14 protein-coding genes and 1 pseudogene are annotated in these 16,503 nt (G+C 69.7%); 8 read left to right on the top strand and 7 right to left on the bottom strand.

Annotated elements, in window-relative coordinates:
- The first annotated feature begins 64 nt into the window (after window positions 1-64).
- Together HY049_00345 and asnA are read left to right on the top strand one after the other, a co-directional pair.
- Window positions 65-433 carry a hypothetical protein gene (locus HY049_00345; GenBank protein MBI3447357.1) on the top strand — a complete coding sequence of 123 codons (369 nt, stop codon included), beginning with the start codon at window positions 65-67 and terminating at the stop codon, window positions 431-433.
- Window positions 434-588: 155 nt separating this feature from the next.
- Window positions 589-1,720: pseudogene (asnA, locus tag HY049_00340) on the top strand (aspartate--ammonia ligase).
- Window positions 1,721-1,779: 59 nt separating this feature from the next.
- Here the strand turns inward: asnA and HY049_00335 are convergent.
- Window positions 1,780-2,373 (bottom strand): peroxiredoxin, encoded by a 594-nt coding sequence (locus HY049_00335; GenBank protein ID MBI3447356.1) that lies wholly within the window; start codon window positions 2,371-2,373, stop codon window positions 1,780-1,782.
- A gap of 112 nt (window positions 2,374-2,485) precedes the next feature.
- On the opposite strand from HY049_00335, the gene HY049_00330 reads away from it, so the two are divergent.
- Together HY049_00330 and HY049_00325 are read left to right on the top strand one after the other, a co-directional pair.
- Window positions 2,486-4,324, top strand: a complete 1,839-nt coding sequence (locus HY049_00330; protein MBI3447355.1) for a DNA mismatch repair protein MutS — start codon at window positions 2,486-2,488, stop codon at window positions 4,322-4,324.
- A complete protein-coding gene (locus HY049_00325) occupies window positions 4,321-6,849 on the top strand; it encodes a DEAD/DEAH box helicase family protein (protein MBI3447354.1) in 2,529 nt (842 codons plus the stop codon). The genes HY049_00330 and HY049_00325 overlap by 4 nt, the downstream gene beginning before the upstream one ends.
- Here the strand turns inward: HY049_00325 and HY049_00320 are convergent, their stop codons facing one another.
- Window positions 6,850-10,806 carry a DEAD/DEAH box helicase gene (locus tag HY049_00320; GenBank protein ID MBI3447353.1) on the bottom strand — a complete coding sequence of 1,319 codons (3,957 nt, stop codon included), beginning with the start codon at window positions 10,804-10,806 and terminating at the stop codon, window positions 6,850-6,852.
- 187 nt (window positions 10,807-10,993) lie between these two features.
- Here HY049_00320 and HY049_00315 point away from each other — a divergent pair, with 187 nt between their 5' ends.
- The 3 genes from HY049_00315 to HY049_00305 all read left to right on the top strand — a co-directional run bounded on the left by HY049_00315 (window position 10,994) and on the right by HY049_00305 (window position 14,154).
- On the top strand, window positions 10,994-11,236 hold the full coding sequence (locus HY049_00315; protein MBI3447352.1) for a type II toxin-antitoxin system prevent-host-death family antitoxin: 243 nt from the start codon (window positions 10,994-10,996) through the stop codon (window positions 11,234-11,236).
- On the top strand, window positions 11,233-11,649 hold the full coding sequence (locus tag HY049_00310) for a type II toxin-antitoxin system VapC family toxin (protein MBI3447351.1): 417 nt from the start codon (window positions 11,233-11,235) through the stop codon (window positions 11,647-11,649). Before HY049_00315 ends, HY049_00310 begins: the two co-directional genes overlap by 4 nt.
- Window positions 11,650-11,733: 84 nt before the next feature.
- Window positions 11,734-14,154, top strand: coding sequence for an ABC transporter permease (locus HY049_00305; GenBank protein MBI3447350.1), 2,421 nt, complete (start codon window positions 11,734-11,736; stop codon window positions 14,152-14,154).
- On the opposite strand, the gene HY049_00300 is transcribed toward HY049_00305, so the two are convergent.
- Complete coding sequence (locus HY049_00300; GenBank protein ID MBI3447349.1) at window positions 14,144-14,719, bottom strand: helix-turn-helix transcriptional regulator; 576 nt, start codon at window positions 14,717-14,719, stop codon at window positions 14,144-14,146. The genes HY049_00305 and HY049_00300 overlap by 11 nt on opposite strands.
- 92 nt (window positions 14,720-14,811) lie before the next feature.
- Between HY049_00300 and HY049_00295 the strand changes: the two genes are divergently transcribed.
- Window positions 14,812-15,210 (top strand): VOC family protein, encoded by a 399-nt coding sequence (locus tag HY049_00295; GenBank protein MBI3447348.1) that lies wholly within the window; start codon window positions 14,812-14,814, stop codon window positions 15,208-15,210.
- 23 nt (window positions 15,211-15,233) lie between these two features.
- On the opposite strand, the gene HY049_00290 is transcribed toward HY049_00295, so the two are convergent.
- From HY049_00290 to HY049_00275, 4 genes are all read right to left on the bottom strand, one after another.
- On the bottom strand, window positions 15,234-15,437 hold the full coding sequence (locus HY049_00290) for a hypothetical protein (protein ID MBI3447347.1): 204 nt from the start codon (window positions 15,435-15,437) through the stop codon (window positions 15,234-15,236).
- Window positions 15,438-15,453: 16 nt separating this feature from the next.
- The gene (locus tag HY049_00285) at window positions 15,454-15,741 is read right to left on the bottom strand and encodes a BrnT family toxin (GenBank protein ID MBI3447346.1); all 288 of its coding nucleotides are present in this window, start codon (window positions 15,739-15,741) and stop codon (window positions 15,454-15,456) included.
- A gap of 70 nt (window positions 15,742-15,811) precedes the next feature.
- Complete coding sequence (locus tag HY049_00280; GenBank protein ID MBI3447345.1) at window positions 15,812-16,072, bottom strand: zf-HC2 domain-containing protein; 261 nt, start codon at window positions 16,070-16,072, stop codon at window positions 15,812-15,814.
- A partial coding sequence (locus HY049_00275) for an FAD-containing oxidoreductase (protein ID MBI3447344.1) occupies window positions 16,069-16,503 on the bottom strand: 435 nt, incomplete at its 5' end. The genes HY049_00275 and HY049_00280, both read right to left, overlap by 4 nt.

Below are 16,503 nucleotides of genomic sequence, written 5' to 3'. Positions count from 1 at the left end.
GGCCGCCGTGGCGTGCGGGATTGCGGGGTGCGCGCGGACGGCGCCGCCCGGACTCGGCGAACTGATGACGTTGACGCAGATGCGGCACGCCAAGCTCTGGTTCGCGGGGCGGGCGGGCAACTGGCCTCTCGCGGGCTACGAGCTCGACGAGCTGCAGGAAGGGTTCGACGACGTCGTGGCCTTCCATCCCACGCACAAGGACTCGCCCCTTCCGCTCACCGAGGTCCTGCCGAAGGTCATGACGAAGCCGATGGCCGATCTTCGAAAGGCCATCGCCGCGCACGACGTCAGCACCTTCACGATCGCCTTCGATGCGTTGACGGGCGGCTGCAACGCCTGCCACCAGGCGACGAACTTCGGGTTCAACGTGGTGCGCCGACCCGGAGAGGCGGCGTGGTTCGGCAACCAGGAGTTCGAGCCCGGGACCCCGTAGCGCGCCTCCCTCGCCGCCCCGGCGCTGGCACCTCGCATGCAGGCCGCCTTCCGGATGCCGGCAATGTCCAGAAGCCCGGTGCGCTTCCGCGCGCGCGCTGCGCTCTCTCGCGCTGCCCGGAGTCAAATCGCCCGCCTCGACCGTAGGAGCCGCCGATGCTCGACAAGACCCTCGATCTGGCCGGTCCCGGAATTGGAAGCTACGAAGAGCTCGAACGCGTCCTCCCGACGAACTACCACTCCCTCCTGTCCCCGCGGGAGACGCAGGCGGCGATCTTCGCCGTCAAGGAATTCATCGAGGAAGGCCTCTGCCGGGCGTTGAACCTGAGCATGGTGCAAGGTCCCCCTCATCGTCGACGTCGAGAGCGGCGTCAACGACATGCTCGATCGCGACGGCTCGCGCACGCCGGTCCAGTTCCACATCTCGAACGACGCGGGGAAGAACCCGATCGTCGCCCAGGTGGTGCAGGCGGCGACGAAGTGGAAGAGGGTCGCCCTCGAGCAGCTCGAGCTCGGGCCCGGCGAGGGGCTCTGCACCGACATGCGGGCGGTGCGCAAGGACTACTTCCTCGACCACGACCACAGCGCCTACGTCGATCAGTGGGATTGGGAGAGGGCGATCACGTCCGAGGATCGGAACCTCGGCTACCTGAAGTCGACGGTGCGGAAGATCTGGCGCGTCCTCAAAGGGGCCGAGGAGCACGCGCACCGGCTCTTCCCCGATCTGCGCGACGAGCGGTACCCGGTTCTTCCCGACGAGATCGAGTTCTTCCACGCCGAGGAGATCCTCGATCGCTTCCCCGATCTGCCGCGCAAGCAGCGGGAGACCGAGATGCTCAGGAAGCACCCCGCCATCTTCATCGTGGGGATCGGCTGGACCCTCGCCGACGGCTACCCTCACGAGATGCGCGCCGCCGACTACGACGACTGGGTCACCGAGACCGTCACCTCAGCCGGCAAGCCGGCGCACGGCCTCAACGGCGACATCCTGGTCTGGAACCCGGTCACGAAGAGGCGGCACGAGCTGACGTCGATGGGGATCCGCGTCAACGCGGCGAGCCTGAAGCAGCAGCTCGAGCTGACGGGCCAGACGAAGCTCCTCGAGCTCCCGTACCACCGGGCGATCGCGAAGAACGAGCTGCCGCTGAGCATCGGCGGCGGCATCGGCCAGTCCCGCACCCAGATGCTGATCCTGCGCAAGGCTCACCTCGGGGAGGTGAGCGTCACGGTGTGGCCGAACGTTCTGAAGGAGATGTGCCGCAAGCGCAACATCTTCGTGCTCGAGTAGCCCCGGAAACACGAAGGCCGCCTCGGCGCGAGGAACGCGCGGAGGCGGCCTTCTTCGTTTCAGGCGTAGGTCTTGCCGAAGAACTCCTTGCTCTTCTTCGGGTCGGCCTTCATCGCGGCCTTCCCCTCGTTCCAGTCGGCGGGACAGACCTCGCCGCCGTGCTGGTCCACGAACTGCAGCGCTTTCACCATGCGCAGGGCCTCGTCGATGCTGCGGCCGAGCGGCAGGTCGTTGACCACCTGGTGCCGCACGACGCCCTCCTTGTCGATCAGGAAGAGGCCACGGAGCGCGACGCCTCCGCCGAGCAGGACGTCGTAGTCCGAGGCGATCTTCTTGTTGAGGTCGGCGAGGATCGGGTACTTCACATCGCCGATGCCGCCGTCCTTCCGGGGCCTCTCGCGCCACGCCAGGTGGCTGAACTTGCTGTCCACCGAGCAGCCGAGGATCTGCACGCCGAGCTCCTGGAACGCGGCGTTCCTCTCGGAGAAGGCGATGATCTCCGTCGGGCAGACGAACGTGAAATCGAGCGGGTAGAAGAAGAGGATGACGTACTTCCCCTTGTAGTCGGACAGCGACACCGACTTGAAGCTTCCATCGGGCATGACCGCGTCGGCCGTGAAGGCCGGAGCGGGCTTTTGGACGAGAACGCTCACTTGGGTATTCCTCCTGTTGGGTGTTGGACGGGTTGGATCGAGACGTCATTCTAGGCCGCGCGCCCCGCCGGTCGCAAGACGGTGCGAGCCGGTGATGATCTAACATCGCCGGGTGAACCCCGCACCCGAAACGCCCCGCGACGTCTACGAGCGCCGGCTCGCCGAGAGGCGGGGCGCCGCGGCGAAGCTCGCGCGCGTCGAGCTCGCCATCGCCAACGGGCGCCTCGCGATCGCCGTGGCCGCCGTCGTCGTCGGGTGGCTCGCGTTCCACGAAGACACCCTAAGCGCCTGGTGGCTCGCCGCGCCCGTCGCTCTCTTCGCGCTTCTCGTCGCGCGCCACGATCGCGTGATCCAGGCGAAGCAGCGGGTCGAGCGGGCGGCGGCCTTCTACGAGAAGGGGATCGCGCGCCTCGATCACCTCTGGATCGGCGCGGGCGAGACGGGGGAGCGCTTCCTCGACGAGGCGCATCTCTACGCGGCCGATCTGGATCTCTTCGGGCGAGGATCGCTGTTCGAGCTTCTCTGCGCCGCGCGCACCTCGGCGGGGCGGGCGGCGCTCGCGTCGTGGCTTCTCGCCCCGGCGGCGCCCGGAGCCATCCGGTCGCGACAGGAGGCGGTGCGGGATCTCGAGCGCCGGATCGATCTCCGCGAGGACCTCGCCGTCCTCGGCGACGACGTGGAGGCCGACGCGCACCCCCAGGAGCTCGCGGCATGGAGCGCCGAGCCCCGGCGCATCCCCGCGAGGCCGACGCGCGCCGTCGCCGCCGTCCTCTCCATCCTCGGATTCCTCTCGGCGGGGGGGTGGCTGCTCGGCTTCACCAGCGTCCTCCCGCTCCTTCTCGTCGCGATCGCCGAGGCGATCTTCGTGCGGCGGATCTCGAAGGACGTCGATCACGTCGTGGCGGGTGTGGAGCGCGCGGGGCGCGAGCTCCAGATCCTCTCCCTCGTCCTCGAGCGGCTCGAGCGCGAGCGCTTCGACGCGCCCCACCTCGCCGCGCTGAAAGCCGCCCTCGAGGTGGACGGAGAGCCCCCGTCGCGCCGCATCGCGCGCCTCGGGCGGCTCGTCGAGATGCTCGAGTCGCGGCGCAACCAGCTCTTCGCCCCCTTCGCCGCGGCGATCCTCTGGACGACGCACCTCGCGCTCGCCGTCGAGGCCTGGCGGGAGAGATCCGGCGGCGTCGTGAAGCGGTGGCTCGACGCCGCGGGGGAGATCGAGGCCCTGTCGTCCCTGGCGGCGCACGCGTACGAGAATCCGGAGTGCGTCCATCCGGAGATCGCCGAGGGCGGCGCGGTCTTCGAGGCGCGGGCCCTGGGCCACCCGCTCCTCGCCGACGGATCGTGCGTGCGCAACGACGTGACCCTCGGCGGAAGCTCGCGCGTCCTGGTCGTGAGCGGCTCGAACATGTCGGGGAAGAGCACTCTGCTCAGATCCGTCGGCATCAACACGATCCTCGCGCTGGCGGGCGGGAAGGTGCGCGCGGCGTCGCTGCGCGTGTCGCCGGTCGCGATCGGCGCGTCGATCCGGATCCACGACTCGCTCCAGGCCGGCACGTCCCGCTTCTACGCCGAGATCACGCGCCTGAGGCTCATCGTCGATCTCACCTCAGGTCCCCTTCCGGCCCTCTTCCTGATCGACGAGATGCTCCACGGGACGAACTCGCACGATCGGCGGATCGGCGCCGAGGCGATCGTGCGGAGTCTGTCGGCGCGCCGCTCGATCGGCCTCATCACGACGCACGACCTCGCCCTCGCTCACATCGCCGACTTTCCTGCCGCCGCGGCCCGCAACGTCCACTTCGAGGATCACATCGAAGGAGGGAAGATCACCTTCGACTACGTCATGCGCGCCGGCGTCGTCACGAAGAGCAACGGCATCGCGCTGATGCGCGCCGTGGGGCTCGACGTCGAGGAGGCCCCCGAGGGGAGCGGCGCGCGGCGGTCCGCGCCGTGACGGAGTGGAAGGCCGGGGATCGCCTCACGCACCGGTTCAATCCCGACCTCGGCACCGGGCGCGTCGCGCGGGTGGACGGCCGCATGATGGAGGTCGAGTTCCCCGCGGCGGGGAGCACGATGCGCTTCGCGCTGAGCTCGGACGCCCTCGCGCCGATCCGGCTCGAGCCGGGCGGCGCGGCGCGCCTGGGACCGTCCGGGGACCTCGTGACCATCGAGGCGGCGCTCGACGACGGGACCTTCCGCCTCGCCGACGGCCGGGCCCTGCCGGCCGCGGATCTCTGGCCCGTCGCCTCCAGCCGCGGCCTCTTCGATCGGCTCGCGGCGGGGGAGGTCGATCCGATCGAGGACTTCTCGAACCGTCTCGACGCCCTGCACCTCGCGGCGCTCCGCGAGGCCGACGGCCTCGGCTCGTTCCTCGGCGGCCGCATCCATCTCTTCCCTCACCAGCTCTACGTCGCCGAGCGCGCGGCGCGGAGCGATCCGGTCCGCTGGCTCCTCGCCGACGAGGTCGGCCTCGGCAAGACGGTCGAGGCGTGCCTGATCCTCAACCACCTCGTGCGCACCGGGCGCGCGCGCCGCACCCTGGTGGTGGCGCCGGAGACGCTGACCGTGCAGTGGCTCGGCGAGCTGTGGCGGAAGTACCACCAGGTCTTCGTCCTTCTCGACGATCAGCGCCTCAGCGACGTCGCGCGCGACTTCGGCCCCGGGTTCAACCCCTTCGAGACGCACGAGCACGCCGTCATCGGCCTCGAGACGCTCGTCAGGCATTCGAAGCTCGCCGAGCACGCCGTCGCCGCCGGCATCGATCTCCTGGTCGTGGACGAGGCGCACCGCCTCGAGCGCCCCCCCGGCCATCCGGGAAATCCCGCGTACCGCGCCGTCGCGCCGATCGCCGCGCTCGGGAGGCACACGCTCCTGTTGACGGCGACGCCGCTCGAGGATGACGCGCACGGATTCTTCCGGCTGCTCCAGCTCCTGCGCCCGGAGGAGTTCCCCGAGGGGAGCCCGTTCGAGACGCGGCTCAGCGGCCGTGTCCCCCTTCCGCCGTGCACCTCGTCGACGCGGCGCGACGACATCGGCGGCCTCCCGCCGCGACAGGGCGCCCCCGTGGACATCGAGAAGGGCGCGTGGAGGATCCTCGCCGACCTGGAGGGTGCGATGCGCGCGATCCCGGCCGGCGATCCCGTCGCGCGGCGGAAGAAGGCGGGGCGCATCGAGCGCGCCCTCTCGTCGGGGGCGGCGATCGAGGGGCTCCTCGGTCCCGACGAGACGGAAGGCCGCTCCCTCGCGCGGAAGGCGAAGCAGGCCGATCCGCGCGTCGCGTGGATCACCCGCCAGGCCTCGGCGTGGTGGGGAGCGGGTGACAAGACGCTCATCTTCGTGGCGCAGCGCGAGGGGCTCGAGATGCTGCGCTCGGCCATCTCGACGGTCACCGGCATGCGCGTCGGCGTCTTCCACGAGAGCCTCTCCCCCGTGCAGCGCGACATCGAGGTGGCGCAGTTCCGCCTGAGAGGAGGGCCCTCGATCCTTATCTCGACCGAGTGCGGCGGCGAGGGGCGCAACTTCGAGTTCTGCCGCCGCCTCATCCTCTTCGACCTTCCGTGGAACGCCTCGCTCGTCGAGCAGCGCATCGGCCGCCTCGACCGGATCGGGCGCACGATCCCCGTGGAGATCGTCTACTTCCGTCCGCCGGCCGGCCTCGGCGCGGCGATCGCGCGCCTGTACGAGGAGATCGGCCTCTTCCGCGCGCCCATGGGGGGCCTCGAGCGTGAGCTCTCGCACGTGGGGACGGCCATCGAGCGCGCGGCGCTCGAGGAGGCCGGCGAGATCGCGCCAACGCTCTTCGCCGGGGTGGTGCAGGAGGCGAAGGAGGCCCGGACGCGCGTGCAGGAGGCGGCGTACCACGAGCTGCACCGCGATCCGTACCGCCCGGAGATGGCCGAGGCGATCTTCGCGCGCCTCCCCGATCACCTCGAGGAGCTGACCGCCGAGACGATCGTCGCGGCGTGCGAGCGCCTCGGCTTCCGCACCGACGAGAAGCGCGGCCGCGCCACCTGGTACATCGAGTTCGGGAACCACGCCCGCGTCGATCGCCTCCCCGGGGTCGCGGCGGGCTCGACCTGGCTGGGCTCCTTCAACCGCGAGGAGGCGGTGGCCGACGAGTCGATCGACTTCTTCGCCTCGGGGCAGGCGCTCGTCGAGGGGATCCTCGCCGATCTCGAGGAGAGCCCGCGGGGTCGCGTCGCTCTCTTCCACGTGGAGGGGACGGGGGAGACCGGCTTCGCCCTCCTCGCGATCTACAAGACCGGCCCGGCCTTCGAGGCGGTGGTCGTGGATCTCGACGGGAAGGATCGCCCCGAGTGGGCCGAGCTCCTCACGCGGCGTCCCCTGAAGACGCGCCGCGTGAAGCCCGAGACGTGGACCTTGCAGCCCGGCTGGACGGCGACGATCGATCGCCTCGCCGCCGCGCTCCCCCGCGCCGATCGCCCCGTCGCGGTGGCGGCGGTGCTGATGGGAAGCTGATCACCCCACCTTCACCCGCCGTCTCGCAGACGAGGCGATCCGCTCGTCGGGGGTGAGGATCCCCTGGAGGTTCAGCGGATCCCCCGCCGCGACCTGCGCCGGCTCGCCGGCCGGTCGTGTCCTGACGCGGCGGAGCAGCTCGACGGCGCCGGGCGACGCGTACTGCTCCCCCGCGAACCCCGCGACGAAGCGACCGCCTCGGGCGTCGCCGCGCAGCTCAAGGCGTCGCAACACGCGCACGATGTCGCGCCACGGAACCGGGATTTTCTCTCTGACAAGAATGCGCCGGAAGACGACGCCGTAGCGATCGAGAAGGCGCCGCGCCACGAACTCGGCCGCGCCATCGGGGGCGAGAGGCTCGACGGGAGATGACGCCGGCCGCAGCAGGCTCCACCGACCCGCCGGCACCAGCGGCAATCCTCCCGCCGGCGTGTGCCGCTCGTGCGGCGGCTTGAGGAGGCGCCTCAGGCCGCTGAACGAGTCGCAGGTGACGACGCCGTTGGCGATCAGCTCGGCGAGCCCCATCTCGAGGTGTGACGGCAAAGCTCCGGTGATCCTCTCCAACTCCTGCGTGAAGAGCGCCCCGCGCGCGCGCAGCGCCTCGAGCGGCGCGAGCGCATGCGCCGAGAGGGCGCCGACCTCCTGCCCGGAGAGGAGCGACGGTGTGTCCGCGGGGGCCGCGGCCATCGCCATCCACTGATCGATCTCGTCGCGCGGCAGCAAACAGATCGGCGCGATCCGCACCGGGGCGTTGCCCGCCCCCCAGATCCTCCCCCAGACGACCTCGCCCGAGAGGGTGACCTGGTCGAGCCACTCCTGGCGGAACCCCTTCACGCGCGCCGGCAGCACTCCCGACTCCCACGCCGCCGCCGGGATCTCGAACCCGGCGAGCTGCCGGACCACCTCGACGACGCCGCGCGGCCCCTCGACCCTGTGCTCGTCGTCGACGTGCTGCCAGGAGGCGAGGAAACGCCAGAAGACCGCCGCGCTGACCGGCTCGATCTCCTTCCGGAGCCTGTCGATGGTGTACCGATGCACGCGCGCCAGGAGGCGTCTTTCGCACCAGAGCGTCCGGCCGCCGAGGCGGCAGCGCATGACCGATCCCTCGCTCTCGAGCGCCATCGCGTGCGCGTAATCGTCGGAGCCCGCCTCGAGGAAGACCGGGCCGAGGGCCTCGAGTCTCCCGCGAAGGAGCGACTTCGGATCGCGCGGCGTCTCGGCGGCGAAGAAGCGGTCGCTCTCAGCGACGACGCGGCGCGCCCCGGTCAGCTCCTCGATCCACGCCGTCCAGCCGCTCGCGGCCGCCTCGGGGTGCGTGACGTATCCCATCCAGAGGAGCGCCTCGTGCAGCTCCTCGGCGCTCTCGGGCTGCGGCCACGCCTCCTCGCGGACGCGATCGACGGCGTCCTCGTCGAGGGCCCCCAGGGTGTCGGCGAGCTTCGGGTCGAGGCCGCGGCGCGTGAGGACCGCCTGCGTGCGCCTCTCCTCGAGGGGAGCGTCGTCGAGGAAGGCGTAGGGCATGGCGTTGAGGATCCCGAGGGCGAAAGGCGACGGCTCCGGCGTGTCGATCGCCGCGCGCTCGATCGTTCCGTCGCGGAGGCCGGTGAGGACGTCGACGAGGCCGTCGATGTCCATCGCCTCGTGAAGCGCGTCCTCGATCGTCTGCCTCACGATCGGCTGCTCCCACGGGATCGGGATGTCGCCCGGAGGAAGCGTTTCGCCGCACGCGAGGACCTGCGGGAAGGCCTGCATCAGGAGATCGTCGGCGCGCATCCGCATCAGCGGCGACGGCACGCGCTTCCCCCCACCCTGCGTGCGCGGGAGGACGAGGGCGCGGCTCACGTTCCACCGCCACCGCGTCATGAAGAGGGGCGCGGCGAGAAGGGCCTGCACGAGGACGTCCCTCACGGTCGAAGGGTGGAGGAAGTCGAAGATCTCCTCGAGCGGGAACGAGTGCTGCGGCCCGAGCGAGATGAGGATCGCCTCCTCGTTCGCCGCCGCCTGCAGCTCGAAGCCGAAGCCGCGGCAGATGCGCTTCCTGAGGGCGAGCCCCCACGCGCGGTTGATGCGCCCGCCGAAAGGCGCGTGGAGGATGAGCTGCATCCCCCCCGCCTCGTCGAAGAAGCGCTCGGCGACGACGCGCCGCGTCGTGGGCGCTCCGCCGAGCGCGACGGCGGCCGGGCCGAGGTACTCCGCGAGCTGGCGCGAGGCGCCAGGAGACATCCCCGTCTCGCGCTCGAGCCACGCCGCGTCGGCGCCGTTCTCGCGCACGCGCGAGAGGTGTTCCGACAGCTCGCGCGTCCGCGCCGGCGCCTCGCCGAGCCAGAAGGGAAGGGTCGGCGGCGCCCCCTTCGCGTCGGCCACGCGCACGATTCCTGGCTCGACCTTGAGTATCTGCCACGAGGCATTGCCGAGCTGGAAGATGTCTCCGGCGTTCGCCTCGACGGCGAAGTCCTCGTGCACCGATCCGACGGGGAGCCCCTCGGGCTCGAGGAGCACACGGTAGTCGGCGGTGTCGGGGATCGCCCCGCCCGACGTGATCGCGACGAGGCGCGCGCGCTTCGTCGCGCGAAGGCGCCCGTTCACGCCGTCGCGGTGGAGAAGTGAGAGTCGCCCGCCGGTGTGGAGGGCCACCGCCGCGTCGAAGTCGGCGCGCGACAGATCGCGATATGGCCAGGCGCGCGTGAAGGCCGCGAAGAGAGCGTCCTCATCCCAGCTCTCGGCCACGCACGCGGCGACGATCTGCTGCGCGAGGATGTCGAGGGGAGCGCCGGGCTGGGGGGTGCGATCGAGATCTCCCTCGCGCACGGCGAGCATCAGCGCCGCCGCGCACGCCAGCTCGTCCTGGGTGAGCGGGAAGACGCGCCCTTTCGGCGTCCGCGAGAGGGCGTGGCCCGCGCGGCCGACGCGCTGGAGGAGGACGGCGATCGACGGCGTGACGCCGGCCTGGATGACGAGGTCCGCGTCGCCGATGTCGATCCCCAGCTCGAGGGAGGCCGTCGCGACGAGGGCCCTCAGCGATCCCGATTTCAGCCGCTGCTCGGCGTCGAGCCGGCGCTCGCGCGCGAGGCTTCCGTGGTGGCTCGTGACCGCGTCCTTGCCGAGAAGATCGGTGAGGCGGGCGGCGATTCGCTCCGCGAGCTTGCGGGTGTTCACGAAGACGAGCGTCGTCCGGTGCTCCTGGATGAGAGCCGCCATCCGGCTGTAGACCTCACCCCACGTCTCGTGCGAGCAGACCGTCGCGAGAGGGGAGTCGGGGATCTCGACGGCGAGATCGAGATCCCGCCGGTGCCCCGTGTCGACGAGGGCGACCTCCCGGTCACGTCCGACGAGAAGCCGACCCACCTGCTCGAGGGGCTTCTGCGTCGCCGAGAGGCCGATCCTCTGGAGCCCCGGCCCCGTGAGCGCCTCGAGGCGCTCGAGGGAGAGCGCGAGGTGCGCGCCGCGCTTGCTGCCTGCGACGGCATGGATCTCGTCCACGATGACGGTGCGCACGTGCTCGAGCATCTTCCGGCCGCCGGCGCTGGTCAGCATGATGTAGAGCGACTCGGGGGTGGTGACGAGGATGTGAGGCGGCCGCTTCATCATCGCCGCGCGCACCGACGACGCCGTGTCGCCGGTGCGGACCAGGACGCGGATCTCGGGGAGGAAGAGGTCGAGGGCGCGGATCTCGGCGAGCGGGGCGTCGAGGTTCTTCTGGACGTCGTTGCCGAGCGCCTTCAGCGGCGAGATGTAGAGGACGCGCGTTTCGTCGGCGAGGTCGCTTCCCCGGCGCAACAGATCGTCGATCGCCCACAGAAAGGCCGCGAGCGTTTTTCCGGATCCGGTCGGCGCGGCGATGAGGGTGTGCCGCCCCTCGCGGATGAGGGGCCAGCCTTCGCGCTGCGGGGCGCTGGGCTCGCCGAGGTGGGAGCGGAACCACTCGCGGACGGCGGGATGGAACGGGGTCAGCGGCATGCGCGGCGCCTCGCTTCGTCTGGGATCGAGGCGGGGAGTATACGATCATTCACTCTACTTTCGGTAGGGGAATCGGCGCCCGGGTGTTGCGCGGAGACGGAGCGGGCGGTATCATGTACATGTCAATGTACATGAGAGGAGGTGGCTTCTGGGAAGGCGACATTCCATCGCGGAAGCACGAACTCACTTGCCCAGCCTGGTGAGGGAAGCGGAGTCGGGTGAGGCAGTGGAACTGACGAGACGCGGCGAGCCGGTGGCTGTGCTCATAGGCCGGCGGCAGTACGCGCGGATGATTGCGAAGCGCCGCCGGTTCAGCGACGCCTTGGCGGCATTCGTGCAAGACTTCGACCTCGTCGCCCTCGAAATCAATCCTGAGGAAGTGTTCTCGGGAGCGCGGGATCAGACGGGTGGGCGCGAGATCAGGCTGTGAACCTCAAGTACCTGATCGACACGAACGTCGTCTCCGAGCCGTTGCGTCCTGAACCGGCGCCGCGCCTCCTGCGTCAACTCCGCAGGCACGAAGGGGAGATCGCAATCCCGTCCATCGTGTGGCATGAGCTGAAGTTTGGTTGCGTGCGCCTTCCGAAGTCACGAAGGCGCACGGCGATCGAGCGCTACCTCGAGGACGTTGTCCTGGCGAGCTTCCCGATCCTGGACTACGACCGTATCGCCGCGGAGTGGCACGCGATCGAGCGCGCAAGGTTGATTGCCATGGGAAGGACTCCCCCCTTCATCGACGGGCAGATCGCGGCGGTTGCTCGGGTGAATGATCTCACCCTTGTGACCGCAAACAGGGCCGACTTCCGCGGGTTCAGGGGGCTGCGCGTGGTCGACTGGATCTGAAGAGGCCGGACGCAACGAAATCCCTCCTCCAGGCATCCAAGAGGATGCGCATGTGGCCAAGTGCGCCCCGGGAGACCCACCGCCATGACCCGATTCCTCCAGGACCTTCGCTACGGCGCGCGTTTGCTCGTCAAGGACGGCGCCTTCACCTTCGCCTGCGTCGCGACGCTCGCCCTCGGCATCGGGGCGAACACCGCGATCTTCAGCGTCATCAACGGCATCCTCCTCCACCCGCTCCCCTACGGGCACCCCGACCGCCTGATGTTCCTGACCCAGTGGTCCGAGCAAGTCCCCGAGATGAGCTTCTCGGTAGAAAACTTCAAGGACCTCCGGGATCAGAACAGGAGCTTCGAGAGCCTCGTCGCCTCGAACAACACCGACTTCGTCATGACCGGCCAGGGGGACGCCGAGAGGCTCGCCGGCCGCCGGGTCACGTCGGGGCTCTTCCGGACGCTCGAGGTCCAGCCGATCGCCGGACGGGCCTTCACTCCCGACGAGGACAAGGTCGGCGCCGAGAAGGTCGCCCTCCTGAGCGAAGGGTTCTGGGAGCGGCGGTTCGGAAGGCGGGCCGACATCGTCGGCGCGAAGCTCACGCTGAACAATAATCCCTACACGGTCGTCGGCGTCCTCCCGGCATCGTTCCACGGGTCGTGGCGGAGGGCGGAGATCTTCACCCCTCTCCTTCAGGAAGAAGATCGCCTCGGCGGCCCCGAGAGACGCGGGAGCCATCCCGGCATCTATGTCATCGCGCGGCTGAAGCCCGGCGTCTCGTTCGAGCAGGCGCGCGGCGAGGTGGTGTCGATCGCGAAGGGGCTCGCGGACAAGTACCCCGACTCGAACGCGAAGAACAGCATGACGGCCGAAGGGCTCCAGGAGGCGATCGTGGGCGATCTGCGCCCCTCGCTCCTCGTCCTCCTCGGCGCGGTCGGCTTCGTGCTGCTGATCGCGTGCGGCAACGTCGCGAACCTCGTCCTCGGACGCGCCGCCTCGCGCCAGCGCGAGATGGCGGTCCGGGCGGCGATGGGCGCGACCCGCGGCCGCGTCTTCCGCCAGCTCCTGACCGAGAGCCTCGTTCTCGGCGCGATCGGTGGCGCTCTCGGCCTCGTCCTCGCGTACTGGGGAGTGTCGGCGCTCCGCGCGTGGATCCCGTCGAGCATCCCGCGCGTGGAGGAGGTGAGGGTCGACGGAATGGTCCTCTTCTTCACGGTGGCGGTCTCGCTCGTGACCGGCGTCGTCTTCGGCGTGGCGCCGGCGTGGAAGATCTCGGGGACCGAGCCCAACGCGGTGTTGAAGGCCGGGGCGCAGAAGGGGGGGACGGGGCGCGGCCACCAGCACCTGAGGAGCGCGCTCGTCGTGGCCGAGATCTCCCTCGCGCTCGTCCTTCTCGTGGGGGCCGGGCTCATGCTCCGGAGCTTTTTCCAGGTGCTGAACGCGGACGTGGGGATTCGACCGAAGGGGGTCGGGTTCACGCAGGTGTCGCTTCCCCTCGCGGGGTACCAGGAGCCGGAGAAGATCGCCGGATTCATCACGACGGCCCTCAGGAACATCGAGGCGGTCCCCGGCATTCGCACGGTCGCCTCGACCCTGCCGCTCCTCGGCGGGTGGCAGACGTCCTTCGGGATCCAGGGGCGCCCGGACGCGCCGCCGGGGCAGGCCCCCTCGACCGACATCTCGCGCGTCAGCCCGGCGTACTTCCGGACGATGGGGGTCGATTTGATCCGGGGGAGGGTCTTCACCGATCAGGACGGCCCGAAGGCGCCGCGGGTGTGCGTCGTCGACGAGACCTTCGCGAAGACGTACTGGCCGAACGAGGATCCGATCGGCCGGAAGGTCCGGATCAACGGGCGGTCCACCGACCCGGACGCGGTCCTCCTCGAGATCGTCGGCGTCGTGCGCCACGTGAAGAACTACGGAGTCGATCAGCCGTCGCGGGTCGAGACGTACCTTCCCTACATGCAGGATCCGATCTCGTCGTTCACGATCGTCTTCCAGTCGGATCGGGACGAGGCCGATACGATCGCCGCCGTGCGGAAGGCGGTGAAGGATGTCGACGCGGCCGTGCCGATCTTCTCGACGGGGACGCTCGACACGGTGATCGACGACTCGCGGGCGCCAAGGCGCCTCTCGGCTCTTCTCCTGACCGTCTTCGCCGGGCTCGCGCTCCTCCTCGCCGCCGTCGGGATCTACGGCGTCATCTCCTACAACGTGGCGCAGCGCACGCAGGAGATCGGCATCCGCATGGCGCTCGGCGCCGAGCGGGGGCGGATCCTGAGGATGGTGCTGGGGCAGGGGACGGGGATGGCGATCCTGGGAGTGGCGATCGGGCTGACCGTCGCGCTCATGCTCACGCGCCTCATCGCGGCGCTCCTCTTCCAGGTGAGCCCGACCGATCCCCCCACCTTCTCGGTGGTGCCGGCGATCCTCTTCGCGGTGGCGGTGGCGGCGGCGTACCTTCCAGCGCGGCGCGCGACGCGCGTCGAGCCGATGGTGGCGCTCAGGGAGTAGTGAGGGGCGCCAGCGTCACCACGCTGAACCCGACGGCCGGCGCCGCCCCCTCGTTGTGGTACGAGTGCGGCTGATCCCCCTGGAACGCGGCGACGTCGCCGGGCGAGAGGTCGAACCGCTGCGCCGCGGCCCACAGCGTGAGCTTCCCCTTCTCGCAGGCCAGGTACTCGCGCGTCCCGGGTCGATGCGGGATGCCGGTCATCCGCGCGCCGGGGGCGAGCTCGATCCGATCGAACTCCATCCCCGGGATCGGATCCGGGAGGATCTTCTGGACGCGGGCGAGCCCCCCCTTCCCGCGCGCGTCGAGGGGAAGCGATCCCTTCGGGAAGATGCGGCACTGCGCGTGCGGCGCCGACAGCAGCTCCTCGATCGTCAGATGGAGCGACGTCGAAAGCAGCGCGAGGACCGCGAGGGTGGGATTCCCCGAGCCTGATTCGGCCTGGGCGATGGTCGAGCGGGGGAGACCCGACAGCTTCGCGAGGGCCGCCTGGGTCAGGTTGCGGCGCTGGCGGACGTAGCGCAGATTCTGGGCGAGCGCGGCGGCGGGAGTGGGAGGGGGGGCCATGCCGGCAGGATAGCCTTCTGCCGGTATACCGGCAAGTTCGTTGGAATACCGACCGACCCCGCGTAGATTCCCGCCCGAAAGGAGACACCTCCATGGCCGACCAAAGCATCCACCTCGAGCACGTCTTCATCACGGTCCGCGACGCGGGCGCGAGCCTCGACTTCTACCGGAAGCTCTTTCCCGACTGGGTCGTGAGGTGGGAGGGGCCCTCGGCCGACGGCGGCCGCTGGATCCACTTCGGTCCCGCGGGAGACGGCCGGCCCGGGTACCTGTCGCTCCACGAGAGCCGGGGGGCCGTCCGGCCGGACGAAGGGTACGCGTCGCACCGGATCCAGCACGTGGGCTTCTCGCACCCGGACGTCGATGGCCTGAGGGATCGCCTCGCGGAGGAGGGGATTCCCGTCGACGACAGCACCGACGACGGGAAGTACCGCAGGCACTACTTCCTGGATCCGAACGGCATCGAGGTGGAGTTCGTGCAGGAGATGTAGGAGACGTCGTACGGTCGAAGAACTTACCCTGCGCGGCGCGAACCGCGCTTTTCGACCGCCGCGATGGCGGCTCGCAAGAGCGCGTTGACCCGGCGCGGATCGCGGAAGACTTTAGCGACGTCCGAGTCGAGAACAACGACCACAGCGTCCTTGCGGAGGCGGCGCGCGAATCGATTTGGCCTTGAGTCGGCGTAGTCGAACCGGTATTCCGCCACCGACTCGGCCACTCGGGTGCTTGCGCGCTTACGTGCTCTGGTGTTTTTCGAAGTCTTTTCGCTCACGTCGCGTCACCCTCCGAGCGCTGATGAGTCGCACACCCGTTCGTCGCTCGGTGAAACAAACCAACAGGAGTCGTCCTCGCATCGAGTGTCCCACGATAATCTCCCGAGACTCTCCCGGGGAGTGGTGCTGCTCCTGGTGGATACGGGCCAGTGGGTCGGCGAATACCGTGAGAGCTTCCTCAAACGCCACTCCTTGCTTGCGCCGGTTCGACTCTGCCTTCTCTGTGTCCCAGGCGAACCGCATCTCCATCGAGCGAGAGGATAACACCGGAATACAGAAGTGAGGGGATGCCGGCTGCGCCGGCGCTCTCTGTGGTCGTCTACCGCTTCGCGTCCTTCGCCCTCAGGATCGCCTGGACGAGATCCTCGGGGACCTCGCGCGGGAGCGGGGCGGAAGGGTCGTCGAAGACCGCCTTCTCGAGGCGGATGGTGGCGAGGTACGACTTCATGTAGTTCACGCACGGCGGGCAGACGGCGAGGTGCGCCTCGAAGACGGCGCGCCGCTCCTCCTCGAGCGTCCCGAAGAGATAGTCGTCGAGGAACTCGACGAACTCGCGGCAGTTGAGCACCATTGATTTCACCGAGTCCAGGAGAGCCAGCCCGAAAGAACCTTCTTCACGAACGGCGTCAGCCTCGTCCGATTATACGCATCGCCCACCTGTTTGATCGCCTCGGCCTGCGTCGGGTACGAGTGGATGACGCCGGCGATCGTGCCGAGGCCGAGCTTGCCGACCATCGCCAGCGTGAGCTCGTTGATCATCTCCCCGGCGTGGCGCGCGACGATCGTCGCGCCGAGGATCTGGCCGGTTCCTTTCTTCACGTGGACCTTCACGAACCCCTCTTCCTCTCCATCGGCGATGGCGCGATCCACCTCCGCGAAGGGGCGTGTGAAGGTCTCGAGCTCGATCCCCGCTTTCTGCGCGTCCCCTTCGTACATGCCCACGTGCGCGATCTCGGGGTCGGTGTAGGTGCACCACGGCATCGTGAGGGCGCTGATCTTCTTGCGCCCCAT

Source organism: Acidobacteriota bacterium (assembly GCA_016195325.1).
Classification (GTDB): Bacteria; Acidobacteriota; Polarisedimenticolia; order JACPZX01; family JACPZX01; genus JACPZX01.
Note: the sequence above shows the minus strand (reverse complement) of the source record. Positions and strands in the feature narration are given on the sequence as shown.

Coding starts and splice junctions, on each gene's coding strand:
- HY049_00345 (MBI3447357.1), top strand. CDS start 65: ATGACGTTGACGCAGATGCGGCACGCCAAGCTCTGGTTCGCGGGGCGG.
- HY049_00305 (MBI3447350.1), top strand. CDS start 11,734: ATGACCCGATTCCTCCAGGACCTTCGCTACGGCGCGCGTTTGCTCGTC.
- HY049_00295 (MBI3447348.1), top strand. CDS start 14,812: ATGGCCGACCAAAGCATCCACCTCGAGCACGTCTTCATCACGGTCCGC.
- HY049_00285 (MBI3447346.1), bottom strand. CDS start 15,741: ATGGAGATGCGGTTCGCCTGGGACACAGAGAAGGCAGAGTCGAACCGG.
- HY049_00320 (MBI3447353.1), bottom strand. CDS start 10,806: ATGCCGCTGACCCCGTTCCATCCCGCCGTCCGCGAGTGGTTCCGCTCC.
- HY049_00300 (MBI3447349.1), bottom strand. CDS start 14,719: ATGGCCCCCCCTCCCACTCCCGCCGCCGCGCTCGCCCAGAATCTGCGC.